Consider the following 14,152-nt stretch of genomic DNA (forward strand, 5'->3'; position numbering starts at 1 on the left):
ATGTCAAAATGTATAATGTGCAAAGAAAATGTAGCGGTAGTATTTACAACCAGGTTTGAACATGGACAGAGAATTCATGAAGGCCTTTGTCTTAAGTGTGCCTATAAAACAGGTCTTGGCGGAATGGATGATCTTTTTGAAAAAGCCGGAATAAATGAGGATAATATAGATGATCTGACGGATCGAATGAATAGTGTGATGTCACAGATGGATGGACAAAGTCCCGAGGGCTTTCTTAAATCGATCCTTGAAGGTGACTTTGACAGTCAGGGAATGATGGAAGCCTTTATGGGAGAAAATGATGAAAGTGACGAAGCGGATGATGAAGATCAACCAGAAATGACCACTTTAATGGCTCTTGAAGGTCCTGAAAATAGCGATATTCAACCAGCATCTGATGATTCTTCCGAAATAGCTCCCAGAAGAGACCGAAGAACCGGTAGCCGTTCTAATGATAAGTCAAGACAGGATAAGAAGAGAAAATTCCTTGACCAGTTTGGTACAAACCTTACTGTAAAAGCTGCAGAAGGTAAAATAGACCGTATTATTGGTAGAGAAAAAGAACTTGCGCGTGTTATACAGATTCTGAATCGCCGCAGTAAGAATAATCCTGTTCTTTTAGGTGAGCCTGGCGTTGGTAAAACAGCCATTGCAGAGGGGCTTGCAGTTAAAATAGCCAATGAAGAGGTTCCTGTAAAACTTCTCAGTCAGGAAGTATATCTGCTTGATATGACTGCAATGGTAGCAGGAACCCAGTTTAGAGGACAGTTTGAGAGCAGAATGAAAGGTGTAGTTGATGAAGCTCGTAAAGCTGGCAACATAATAATGGTTATAGATGAACTCCATAATATAATGGGAGCCGGAGATGCCGAAGGAGCTATGAATGCAGCCAATATTCTTAAGCCGGCCTTGGCAAAAGGGGAGATTAAAGTTGTAGGATCTACAACTTTAGATGAATATAGAAGATTTATCGAGAAGGATTCTGCTCTTGAGCGGAGATTCCAGAAGGTAATAGTTGATGAACCCAATATAAATGACACGATAGAGATACTTAAAGGTATACGTGATTATTATGAAACACATCATCATGTAACTTTTAGTGATGAAGTAATTGAACTGGCAGTACGTATGTCAGAAAGATATATTACGGACAGGTTTTTACCAGATAAAGCAATTGATTTGCTTGATGAGGCAGGATCAAGAGTTAATCTGAAAGATACCACTCTTGTTGATATGAAAAAAACACAAAATACTCTGGAAAACCTTAAATCAGAGATGGAAGAGCTTGAAAATAAAATTTCCAGCAGCCCTGAAGATGTTCATCTTTATGAAAAACAGGCGGAACTTCGTTCTCACCTTTTAAGAGTGGAGCAAGAACTTGAGGTTATTAAAGAAAAGAACAAACCTGTAGCTATTACAACAGAAGACATTGCCGGTGTTGTTGAGATGTGGACTGGAATACCTGTACAACGTATTAGTGAAACAGAAACAGAAAAATTGCTTAGTCTTGAGGATCGTCTGCATGAACGTGTTATCGGTCAGCATCAGGCTGTATCTGCACTGTCAAGAGCAATCAGACGTAACCGGGCTGGTTTTGGTAAGAAGCGTAAACCTGCTTCCTTCATTTTTGTAGGTCCTACCGGTGTAGGTAAAACGGAACTGGTAAAAGCTGTTGCCGAGGCCATGTTTGAATCAGAAGATGCCATGATCAGGCTGGATATGTCTGAGTTTATGGAACCACATACAGTAAGCAAGCTGATCGGATCGCCTCCGGGATATGTCGGTTATGATGACGGAGGACAATTAACGGAGAAAATCAGACGCAAGCCCTATAGTGTTATTTTGCTTGATGAAATCGAAAAAGCACATGCCGATGTGTTTAATATGCTGCTTCAGATTCTTGATGACGGTAGGTTGACAGATAGTCATGGACGTCTGGTTAGTTTTGAGAATGCAATTATAATTATGACCAGCAATGCCGGTACGACACTTAAAGCAAATGCTTTTGGCTTTGGTTCTGAAGGATATGTGGCACTGGAAAACAGAGTGCAGACTGTTCTTAAAGAAATGTTCCGTCCTGAATTCCTGAATCGTGTTGACGAAATAATTGTTTTTGAAGAGCTAAGTCGCGAACAGATTCGCCGGATTGTAGATCTGATGCTTAAAGAAGTGATGGATCAGATGGAAGAAAAGCATCTGAAATTTGTCGTTACAGAAAAGGTGAAAGATTATCTTGCCGATAAAGGTTATGATCCTAAATATGGTGCCAGACCTTTACGCAAAACAATTCAAAAAATGCTTGAGGATCCTCTGGCAGATTTGATTTTATCAGGTAAGCTGAAGGATGCTTCTGGTGTATCCGCAGATATTGAAGAGGATGACAAAAAAGAACCAGCTATCAAATTCGATTGGATTTGATAGCTGGTCTGAACTGCTAAGCTGAAAAGTATAGATTTCAAATTCAGGATCTGTAACTGCCGTTTATTTTGACATAATCATAGGAAAAATCACAAGTCCACAGCCTATCGGAATAATCTCCTTCCTGTAGGCTTATAGTTATTGATATTTCCTTGTTCTTCAAAATAGAAGATGCCTCATCCTCGTCAAATGGCAAAGCTTTACCTTGCTGGCAGACCATCAGGTCTCCTATCCAGATATCACATTTACCAGGATTAAAATCAACACCTGCATAGCCGGCTGCAGTAAGAATACGTCCCCAGTTGGCGTCTTCGCCAAACATTGCTGTTTTTACAAGCGGTGAGCGGCCTACTGCAAGAACAATTTTATAAGCATCTTCACGAGTAGCTGCACCTTTACATTTTATCTCAATTAATTTTGTAGCACCCTCGCCATCCTGAACAATCATTTTAGCCAGCTGAGTACAAACTGTTTCCAAAGCTTTTAAGAGCTGGTCTGCTCCCGGATCAGAAAGTTCTTTTATTTCAGGTGCTCCAGAAGCACCGTTTGCCATTGCCAGAACCATATCACATACACTGGTGTCACCATCTACAGACACCCGGTTAAAAGTTTTATCTGTTACCATAGACAAAAATCTCTGCAAAATTGCTTTGCTTACTCCTATATCAGTCGTAATCAAGCCTATCATGGTTGCCATATTAGGATGAATCATGCCGGAACCTTTTGCCATACCTGCAACTGTCACCTTGTTTCCATCTAACTCAAACTGAACGACAGCTTCTTTGGCAACCAGATCTGTGGTTAGTATTGCCTGTTCTGCCAGATGGCCGGCATCAACCGTATTGGCAAGGCTCGCACAAGCTTTTTTTATACCGGGGCGCAAAGCTTCCATATCAAGAGGCTGGCCTATAACACCAGTTGAACCTGTCATTACCTGCCATTGGGGACAATCCAATTCCTGAGAAACTATAAATGCCATTTCGGCAGCATCTTCGGCTCCCTGTTGTCCGATACAGGCATTAGCGTTACCGCTATTAATAATTACAGCTCTGGCAAGACCACCTTTTATTTCAGAAATAGTTCTTTGCAAAGAATGACCTTTTACAACATTACGAGTGAAAACGCCAGCTATAACTGCCGGAGTATCGCTTTCTATCAAAGCAAGATCCGGCTTGCCGTCTTTTTTTAATCCACAAGCAACACCGCTTGCACAAAATCCCTTTGCCGATGTAATTGAACCGTCTATTTGTTTCATACGATAGTTCACTCCTAACATTTATTAATATTACGGCTATTATCATATCACTGTTTAGAGTATAATAGTAGCCGTGTATGAGGTAAATATGTCAGCACTTGACACAGATAAAACTCTGAATAACATTGTTTATAAACACATATTATGTATTTAATAATACTAAGCATTGACGGAGGGCATTTTTATGTGGAATCGTAGAGATTTGAAAGAAAAAGCTAAAATGAATCTTAGCGGCAAATACTGGATGGCATTTTTAGTGACATTCATCATGGGTATTCTTGCCAGTGAAGGCGGCGGAGCAGGTTTTAGCGGTTCTTTTGGCGGACAGCTACCAAATCCGGCTTCAATGGGCAGTAGTGATTTTGATTCCTTTACGGATCCTGAAATTGCCCAGTTTGTTGATAGTTTTATTAATTCAGGAATTGCCCAGATTATTTTTGTTATAGTTATTGTAGCAATCATATTTGGTATTGCCTATCGGATTTTTGTCGCCGCTCCTATCAGAGTAGGTGGCATGCGCTGGTTTTCAAGGAGTCGTGAATCACAAGCAACTCCTTCAATATCACAAATGTTCAGCTTATTTAGAAAAGAACGTTATATGGGTGCTGTATCAGGTATGTTATGGCGTAATTTCTGGCTTTGGATCTGGAGTGTAATTAGCGCTTTGCCGATATCAGCTGCTTTTGTTTTCTTTGTTATAGATGCCAGAATTTTTGATTTTGCCTCTAACGGCAGCTCCTCATTCAGTATTGATATGACCGGCACTGCAAGCATAATTGGCGTGATTCTTCTTCTGATCGGAAGTCTTTTAACTGTGGCCTTATCAATTCTGGTAGTAGTAAAATCATATAGTTATTATCTTGTTCCCTGGATTCTGGCAGATAACCCCGGTATTGGTGCCAGGCGTGCTTTGAATCTTTCAAAACAACTTACCAGAGGCAGCCGCTTTGATATGTTTGTACTGGATTTATCTTTTATTGGCTGGTATTTGCTAGGCCTGCTTGCCTGCTGCATAGGTATGATTTTTGTAACACCTTACCACACAGCTACACAGACAGAACTATATGCTGCTTTACGTCAAATGGGTGTGGATAAAGGTTTGGTAACAATGGAAGAACTAGGGTATAAACTTGTAGTACCTGCAAATCAGCAGACAGAATATCCTGCTCCCGAATATACTGTGCAGACAAGAAACGATGATGTGAATTTCTAAATATATTTTGAAAAATAGATTTAAGCTTCTTGAATAAATATATTTTGACAGGAAGATAAATTTAATAAGAGGTTATAAATGGCTCAAAACTACGATGTTGTTATTATAGGCGGAGGATTGGCCGGTATTTTTGCCAGCTATGAATTAATTAAACACCGTCCCGATATGAAGATTGCATTACTTGAACAAGGTTCAGATATTAGAAACCGCAGCTGCCCCATAGTTGATGGCAAGGTGGATCATTGTATTAATTGTAAATCTTGTGCTATTATGCGCGGGTTTGGCGGCGCCGGTGCTTTTTCTGATGGTAAATTCAATTTTACAACTCAGTTTGGCGGCTGGCTGAATGAATATATGTCTGACCAAAAGGTAATGGATTTAATAGAATACGTTGACCGTGTTAATCAGCAGTTTGGCGCAACTGAGTTTTGTTTTTCCACATTTACGGAAGAAGCTGACAAGATAAGAAGAAGAGCCATAGGGTATGATTTGCATTTAATGGATGCCAAGTGTAAGCATCTTGGTACGGAACGTAACTTTGAAATATTAACTGCACAGTATGATTATCTGGAACAGTTTATTGATCTAAGATGCCATAGTCAGGTTTTAGCGATAAATCAGAATAAGGATTCAGGATATACTCTGGAAACATCACAAGGAGATATAAATTGCCGCTATCTGATTGCCGCGCCTGGAAGATCAGGTGCAGAATGGTTTAGTGATCAATGTCATAAACTTAAATTAAAGATGATCAATAATCAAGTAGATATAGGTGTCCGTGTAGAACTGCCGGCAATTGTTTTTAAGGAGATTACGGATGCTGTCTATGAAGCTAAGCTGCATTACAGAACCAAGCAGTATAAGGATCCGGTCAGGACTTTCTGCATGAATCCTTATGGATATGTTGTTACAGAAAATACAGATGGTATTATAACTGTCAATGGACACAGTTATACTGATCCCGGACTTCGCAGCGAAAATACTAATTTTGCGCTTTTAGTCAGCAATAAGTTTACGTCGCCATTTAGAGAACCTTATCAGTACGGTAAAAGAATAGCTTCGCTTTCCAATATGTTGGGAGGCGGTGTTCTGGTTCAAAGATTCGGTGACCTGATTAACGGCAGACGTACCAATGATCATAGACTAAGCCAGAGCTTTGTAAGACCGACTCTGGAGGCTACTCCGGGAGATCTTAGTCTTGTTTTGCCAAAGCGTCATCTTGATAATATTATCGAAATGATTCAGACACTTGATAAGATTGCTCCGGGAACTGCTAATCATGATACTTTGCTTTATGGTGTAGAGGTTAAGTTCTATAGTTCCAGGCTTAAGCTTACAGAAGAACTTGAGACCGAAATGCCGGGTATGTTCGCAGTAGGTGACGGAGCCGGTATTACAAGAGGACTTTCTCAGGCGGGTGCCAGCGGTGTACTTGCTGCCCGTGCTATAATCGAAAGAGATCAAAAATAAATAATAAAATAAAAATTCCCGTAACCAGTCTGGTTACGGGAACTTATATGGTGCGCCTTCAGGGACTCGAACCCGGGACCCACTGATTAAGAGTCAGTTGCTCTACCAACTGAGCTAAAGGCGCATATGCAAACTTAAGTTTTGCAACATTCGATATTATACTCATCTGACAACGCTATGTCAATGGTTTGTATACCATCAGGAGACTTTAAATGAATATATACAATTGGAAAAAAAATACTATTTTGTTTTTAGCCAGTCAGAATATCTCGCTTTTTGGATCTATGCTGGTGCAATATGCTATTACATGGCATATTACAATTGTTACTCAATCTGGCTTTATGATGACCCTGTCAATAGTTTTTGGTTTCCTTCCTACTTTTTTTATTTCGCCTTTTGCCGGTGTCTGGGCAGACAGATTCAATCGTAAACTTCTGATTGTTATTTCTGATTTTTTTATTGCAGCAGCTACTCTTGGACTGGCAGTTTTTTTCTTGCTTGGCTATGATGCTATCTGGCTCCTGCTGGTTGCATCTGCAATCAGATCAGTTGGTGCAGGTATTCAAACGCCTGCGGTGAGCGCTATTTTGCCTCAGATTGTGCCTTTTGAACATCTTACCAGAGTAAATAGCATTAATGGAAGTGTACAGGCTCTTGTTTCTCTGGCTTCTCCGATGATCAGCGGAGCATTGCTTACTATGGCAACTATAGAATCAATTTTCTTTATTGATGTTGTAACAGCTGCTTTTGCTATTTTTATTTTGTTGGTTTTACTTAATGTGCCTGATTATCAAAAGAAGAATATTGAAAAAGACGCAAGTTATCTAAAAGATATGCTTGAAGGGTTAAGGTATATCAGAGAACATAGTTTTGTTAAAACTATATTTGCCTATTCGGCTGTGTTTTTTGTTCTCTTCGCGCCTTTGGCATTTTTGACACCTTTGCAAGTTACCAGAACATTCGGTAATGATGTCTGGCGCTTGACAGTCATTGAGGTAACATTTTCTGTAGGTATGATGTTGGGTGGATTGATTCTGGCTGCCTGGGGCGGGTTTAAAAATAAAATCCACACAATTCTGGCGTCAAGCTTTTCTGTTGCAGTGTTTACTATTGCTCTTGGTATTGTGCCGGTATTCTGGATTTATTCAGCGATAATGGCTTTCATTGGTCTGGTTGTACCATTGTTTAATACTCCTTTTACCGTTATGCTTCAGGAAAAAGTTGAGGCTGACTACTTGGGCCGTGTTTTCGGTGTTCTAACCATGATTTCTAATTCGGTTATGCCACTGGCTATGTTGATTTACGGTCCTCTTGCCGATTATATAAGAATAGAATGGATGCTTATTGTTACCGGCTTATTGATGTTTATTGAAAGTCTTATCATGATGAAAAGCAAGGTTCTTTTACTTGCTGGCAAGTCTAATATGTAACTTAAGTATCTTTGTTAAAATTCACACTGATAATAGATTAATTGTTTGTATTTGTATTATTAAAAGTGATATAATTGCTACATAAACATGATCTACTAGTCAATATATTTATAAAATCAGAGGTAAGTTGCTTGGTGGTGTATTTATATTGATGCATTGCTAAAATTGCACTTTGACAGTGGTATACGGATTGGGCAGGAAAGATGCTGTTGCATCTTGAAAAAGGCAAATATTTCGAAAGAAATATACGCAAAGCTGTGAGTCTAAAGAGCTTTTGCTCCATGATCGTCCAGCCGCCAAGACGTATCTACTATATGCATTTTCTGCCAGACATTTTGTCTGGCTTTTTTATTTACAGAGTTTTGAAGAGAGGTGTTAAAAATGGAGATTGTTCAAGGTTATTCGAACAAAAGATATTTACACAGAATTTTTGTGTTACTAATTGTATTTGCCATGATAGTATCTGGGCTGCCACAAATGACATTTGCAGCAGGAGGGGATTATTCAATCAGTTTTTATGCATCTGATCCTTCTCTTAACAAAGGCCCTTATAAACCTACATATGATAAACTTACTCCAAGTGAATTACCACCTTATATTGGTGGACGTGGTAGTAATGTTTTAGAACATGCTTTGTTGTATGCAAGTCCCACGCCTTCTGACCGGGATGGAGTAACATCGCTGGAACCAGGTGATCTTGCCCTTGGACAGATTGTTGTTTTTCAAATGGAAATTGCAGTTAACGGGTCAACTCTTCCAGAAAATGGAGTTATAGAGTTTAAGGCGGGCTGGCGGACAAAAACTACAAGTGGAGGAGATTTTGGTTTTGATCCTGCTTACGGTGTTTATAGTGCTTTTGTTGATGCAGGAGATCCTGGTTCTGTAGATCCTGGAGAGAATGCCAAAGTTGATTCATACTCTTATATAATTGCTAATGAAGGTAAAAACAGTGAAGAAATAGAAGGAACTTTCAGGATTTCAGGATTAAATTCAGGTGATAATATTATTGTTGAAATTTGGATGGTTTTGAAAGATGCATTGCCTGATAAAGTAACAGGAAATGTACAGTCAAGACTTATTAAAGCTGAAACTGTTCCTGAAACAGGTAAAAGATCAACTATCAATACAGGAAATCAGACCATTCCTTTAAGTCAGGTTGGAAGTTTTACCAGCATTGAAGTTGATGTTGGTGTAATAAAAACAGATGAGCCTGATCCGGTCACTGCAGGCAGTGATCTCAAATATATTATTGAGACAACCAATTATTCGACTCAAAATGTTGCAAATGGTGTTGTTATCAGTGATAAGCTGGATTCAAATGTAAGTTTTGTAAGTGCTAGTGGTGGAGCGATATATGATGAAATAAATCACACTGTAACATGGCCGGCCATGGCAATAGCTCCTTTGGAAACTGTAAATCTGGAGCTGGTTGTTTACGTTCCATATTCAGTAGAAGATGTTTTTGCCGGAGCATTACCTGATAACAGAGGGACTGCTTCAGAAACAGCATTAAATCCGTTACCGGATTTAACAAATATTGTTAAAATTGATAGCATAATATCAAAGGACACAAATAGTAATAATCATGTATGGCAAGAACCAACGAATGTAATTTTCGAAACACAAGATGTGACTGTTACTAAGACATGGGACGACAGTTATAATGATACTGATAATTATTTTAATCTGAGACCTTCTGAAATTATGGTTCAGCTTTTGCAAAATGGAAGTGATTATGGTCAGCCGTTTGCGCTTACAGCTAATGAAAACTGGACAAAAACAATAGAAAATTTGCCGATGTACGATAGTGAAGGCGTAGCATACACCTATAGTGTAAAAGAAGTAAACGTTCCGGAATCATATACAGCTGCAGAAGATGGTTTGACTTTAAGAAATGCTTTGCGCAGAACGCAGGTTGAAGCTGAGAAAGTATGGCAGGATTTTGATAATATTTACGGATATCGTCCTGATGAAATTAATGTGAAACTTTTGCGTAATGGAGATGATACAGGACTAACAGCAAAACTTGAAACTGCAAATTCCTGGAAATATACTTTTATGAATTTGCCGGAAAAGGATAACAGCGGTGATCTCTATAGTTATTCTGTTAAGGAAATAGATGTTCCAGATAACTACGAAGCAACACATAATGGAATGACTATCACGAATAAGTTGATTACAGGTGAAATTACAGTTTATAAATCTGCAGGACAAAACACTGATCTTAATGGAGAAACTTTCTTTGCTAAGCTTTCAGATACAGTTAATACAGATAGAATATGGATTAAGCCTTTTACTGTAGGGGAAGCAGCTCTATTTGAAAATTTGCCTTTAGGCGAATATAGAATTGAAGAGGTTGCTGATATTAATGGCACAGCATTGCCTGATAATTATCGTTATGATGTAAGTATTGATAACGAGAATATAACAATTAATACAAATGTACGCACAGGTAATGCAACTATAACAAATACGCTTAAGCGTATTGATCTTGAAGGCAGCAAACTATGGCAGGATTCCAATAATTTCTTTGGACTCAGACCTGATACTATAACAATTAATCTTTATCAAAATGATGATAAGACACCTTTTGCAAGTCAGGATGTAAATATATCTAATGCTGAAAGTGATAATGTATGGTTGTTTAAATTTGAAAATCTGCCTCAATATGACAGCAATAATCAGGAATATGTTTATAGTGTAAAAGAACAATTTTCTTCAACTGATTATAGGATAAGTATTAATGCAAATGAGATTACAAATGAATTGATTACAGCAGAGATACAGCTGCTTAAATTAGATGGTAGAGATGCACAAACTCCGTTAGCTGATGCTGAATTTGAATTATGGGTTCCGGCAGCAGCGGTAGAGAACAATGGAGTTACTCCATATCAAATGATTCCTGGAACAATGATTCCTGGTATTTATTTAGAAACAATTGCTTCAGGAGCAAACGGATATGCTAAAACATCAGGTAGTTATCCAGCAGGTCAATATTATTTAGTAGAAACAAAAGCTCCTCAAGGGTTTTACCTGTTGGCAGAGAATATTATTATTAATCTTACTTCAGGCACCATATTACAGCTAGAGGGAGCACCATTTGAAGTTACAGCTTACAATGATTTCATTTATGAACCTGGAATATCGATCGAAAAATCAGTAGCTAATCTTTCCAGAGGAACAGCTTTTGCTGATGAAGCAACAGCAGAGGTTGGAGAAACCGCTATTTATCAAGTTGTTGTAACTAATTACGGTAATGCAAATCTGGTTGATATAAGATTGACAGATGATCAGGCATATTTGGGACAGACGGTTACCGACGAAAACGGCAATACATATATTTTTGACGAAGATGAAAATGGAAATCTATATATTGACCTTGCTGCAATGGAAGCAGGGGAGTCAATTACACTTACATATGAATATATTACACAAGCCGGTGACCCAGACAGAAGCCCTATCGAAAATATCGCATCGATAAGTGCGACGATGATCGAAACTCCGGACTATCCAAATGGCTGGACTGGATCTGATGAAGATAATGCCTGGTTGACAGTTATTCCTTTGGTAGATATTGAGGGAACTAAAACCTGGATTGATCTTGATAATTTATTTGGACTTAGACCAGATAGTATTACAATTGAACTTTATCAGAATGATGGTTTGGAACCATTCCGTACGATTGAACTTGACGCAGAAGATGCTGATGAACAGGATGACAATATCTGGGTATTTAAGTTTAATGATTTGCCTAGATATGATTTGACAGGTCAAGAATATGAATACTCTATAAAAGAAGTATTTAATTCTTTCCATTACAATGTACTTCCTTATGAAGGTTTTGACATTGCAAATGAATTAATAACAGCAGAAATACAACTTCTAAAACTTGATAGCAGAGATGGAGAGACTCCGTTAGAAGGTGCTACGTTTGAATTATGGACTGCTATGACAGATAGCAATGGAAATGACCTTATGCCTTCACTGCTAATAACTGGAAGTATGATACCTGGAATATATTTGGAAACAATTACAACAGGTGAAGATGGCTATGCCAGAACAGAAGGCAGATATCCTGCCGGACAGTATTTTTTAGTAGAAACACAAGCACCTCAAGGCTTTATGCTGATGTCAGAAAGTATAATTATTAATCTGAATACAGATACTATAGTACAACTTCAGGGGAATTCTTTTGAAGTCACTGCCTATAATGATTTTGTTTATGAACCAAGCATCACAATTGAAAAAACTGTAGCAAATTTAACTAGTGGTTCTGAACATGGTGCAGCAGCTGATTTTATATCCGGTGAAACTGCAGAATACATTGTTACAATTACAAATACCGGTAATACAGCTCTTGATCAGGTAATATTCTTTGATTCAGAGGCAGTGCCTGGAATGACAGTAACAGATCAAAATGACAATGAATATATTTTCTCTGAAGATATTAATGGAAATGCATATATTGATCTTGGAACGATGCAGCCACAGCAGCAGTTCATTCTTACCTATACTTATATTACTGTAGATGCTGATGAAGAAAGATCACCAATCGTCAATATTGCAGCAGCAGAAGCTACAATACAGGCAATCCAAAATGAAAATATTCCGGAATACATGACAAATCCTTTCCCGGAAGGCTGGTTTGACAGAGTTGAAGCAGCAGCAGAAATTACGGTTACTGTACCACCGGAAGAGACTACAACTACATTACCAACACTACCTACGATAGAGGTAACAACAGAATCAATACCTTTGGTTGAGCCGACCACAACAGAAACATTGCCAACATTACCAGTTATAAATGTGGTACCGGAAGAAATACCACTGGCAACTCCTGAAACTATACAAGTGGTTACGGAACAGCTTCCACAAAGCGGAGAAAAAGCACCGTTGTGGCCTATAGGTCTGGCAATGCTTACAATAGCCGGAGGTATGATGATCATACTTAATAAAACTAAAAAAGAAAAAACAAAAGATAGCAGGGTAACAGAAAAACATCTCGGATAACAGTTATGTTTAACAAATAGTAAAATAAATCCAATAAGCTCAAGCGCTGTCTCGATGGTTGAAAATACTATTCAGAGACAGCGTTTTTTTTGACTGTTTCTTTTCTGTCCTTTTTTCGCATTTGGCGACGATCTATTATCAGTTCATGTATTATCCCACCTGTAAGTATCATAATGCAGCAAAAGTAAAGCCACAGCATAAGAATCATAAAACCGCCAATACTGCCGTAAAGTGTTGTATATCTGCTGAAATTTGATAAATACCAGGAAAAAGCAGTTGAGAAAATCAGCCAGGCAATAGTTGTGAAAGCCGATGCCGGAAATGACCAGATATATCTGGCTTTACGCCTTGATACAAAATGATAAAGCAGACTGAAAATCAAAAGCAAAAAAAGAAATGATGCAGCATAGCGGCCAAGTTGAAGGAGTCTGCCGGATAGAAAATCAAGGCCGCTTAAAATTGCCAGCTGTTCAAACAATAGATCTCCAAATGTTATCAGTACCATAATAACGACTATTGATAAAACCAGCATTATGGCAAATAAAAGACCAAGCAGCCTTAGCAGAGGCGCCGGGAGAGGTTTGCCTGTGTGGTATATATGATTCAGACTACGTAAAATAACTGCAAATCCTTTTGATGATGCCCAAATTACACCAAGCATACTGAATGAAAGAAAAGTAATACTTTGAATACCTACTATTTCCGTCAGCATATTGTCTATAATGCTATATATGGCATCAGGTATAATTCCTTCCAGTGAAAGTAAAAGATCCTGGTGAATCAAAGTGGAGTGCCCAATCAAACCAAAAAGACTGATCAGAAAAATCATGAAAGGAAACAGTGCCAGCATCAGATAATAAGAAGTTTCAGCAGCACGACTTGTCACACGATAAAGACCGAATTTTTTTGCCCAATCATGGACAAATCTAAACACAGGATTTTTGTTAAGTCTTTTCCATGGCTTTTCCAAATAATCCTTGGCTTCATCAATTTTTTGATCGACTATTTTCTGCTTTTCCCTAAAAATTTTCATGAATAAATATTATCATGTGTAAATAGGTTGAACAACATTTTCTTAAACTAGTGAAGGTACAATTGCATAATTAGTTTAAAGTCAATAGAGTATATTAGTACTTTATTTGAAACTATCGTCTAAATAGATAAATAAACTCTTTCAATAATCTTTTTAGGGGATAAAGTCCGTATACTTGGTGTAAATTGAGAAATAAAAAAGAGCCACGAGCTCGCTTTCGGTATAATAGGTTTTGCGAAACTAACAACTGAAAGGAATGAGATCATGGCTCAAGTACATCTTACACTGGAAGACGAAATTCTTAAAGACCTTATGCTTGGAAA

7 protein-coding genes, 1 tRNA gene and 1 riboswitch are annotated in these 14,152 nt (G+C 38.2%); of the genes, 5 read left to right on the top strand and 3 right to left on the bottom strand.

Annotated features, from left to right (window positions below; all coding sequences use genetic code 11):
• Complete coding sequence (locus AC0KSB_RS10435; RefSeq protein ID WP_472308996.1) at nt 1–2,418, top strand: ATP-dependent Clp protease ATP-binding subunit; 2,418 nt, start codon at nt 1–3, stop codon at nt 2,416–2,418.
• 43 nt (nt 2,419–2,461) lie between these two features.
• Here the strand turns inward: AC0KSB_RS10435 and argJ are convergent, their stop codons facing one another.
• On the bottom strand, nt 2,462–3,673 hold the full coding sequence (argJ, locus tag AC0KSB_RS10440) for a bifunctional glutamate N-acetyltransferase/amino-acid acetyltransferase ArgJ (protein ID WP_472308998.1): 1,212 nt from the start codon (nt 3,671–3,673) through the stop codon (nt 2,462–2,464).
• Nucleotides 3,674–3,857: 184 nt separating this feature from the next.
• Here argJ and AC0KSB_RS10445 point away from each other — a divergent pair, with 184 nt between their 5' ends.
• Nucleotides 3,858–4,886: a DUF975 family protein gene (locus tag AC0KSB_RS10445; protein ID WP_472309000.1), complete on the top strand. Its 1,029-nt coding sequence runs from the start codon at nt 3,858–3,860 to the stop codon at nt 4,884–4,886.
• A 78-nt stretch (nt 4,887–4,964) separates the two neighbouring features.
• Nucleotides 4,965–6,356 (top strand): NAD(P)/FAD-dependent oxidoreductase, encoded by a 1,392-nt coding sequence (locus AC0KSB_RS10450; protein WP_472309002.1) that lies wholly within the window; start codon nt 4,965–4,967, stop codon nt 6,354–6,356.
• Between the two features lie 48 nt (nt 6,357–6,404).
• Here AC0KSB_RS10450 and AC0KSB_RS10455 read toward each other — a convergent pair.
• Nucleotides 6,405–6,480 (bottom strand) — tRNA-Lys (locus tag AC0KSB_RS10455).
• Between the two features lie 88 nt (nt 6,481–6,568).
• On the opposite strand from AC0KSB_RS10455, the gene AC0KSB_RS10460 reads away from it, so the two are divergent.
• Nucleotides 6,569–7,786 carry an MFS transporter gene (locus AC0KSB_RS10460; protein ID WP_472309004.1) on the top strand — a complete coding sequence of 406 codons (1,218 nt, stop codon included), beginning with the start codon at nt 6,569–6,571 and terminating at the stop codon, nt 7,784–7,786.
• Nucleotides 7,787–8,000: 214 nt separating this feature from the next.
• Nucleotides 8,001–8,087: riboswitch (cyclic di-GMP riboswitch) on the top strand.
• Nucleotides 8,088–8,167: 80 nt separating this feature from the next.
• Complete coding sequence (locus tag AC0KSB_RS10465; RefSeq protein WP_472309006.1) at nt 8,168–12,796, top strand: Cna B-type domain-containing protein; 4,629 nt, start codon at nt 8,168–8,170, stop codon at nt 12,794–12,796.
• Nucleotides 12,797–12,863: 67 nt separating this feature from the next.
• Here AC0KSB_RS10465 and AC0KSB_RS10470 read toward each other — a convergent pair whose 3' ends face one another.
• The gene (locus AC0KSB_RS10470) at nt 12,864–13,829 is read right to left on the bottom strand and encodes a YihY/virulence factor BrkB family protein (RefSeq protein ID WP_472309008.1); all 966 of its coding nucleotides are present in this window, start codon (nt 13,827–13,829) and stop codon (nt 12,864–12,866) included.
• Nucleotides 13,830–14,152 lie beyond the last annotated feature (323 nt).

Source organism: Ercella succinigenes, from assembly GCF_900002895.1.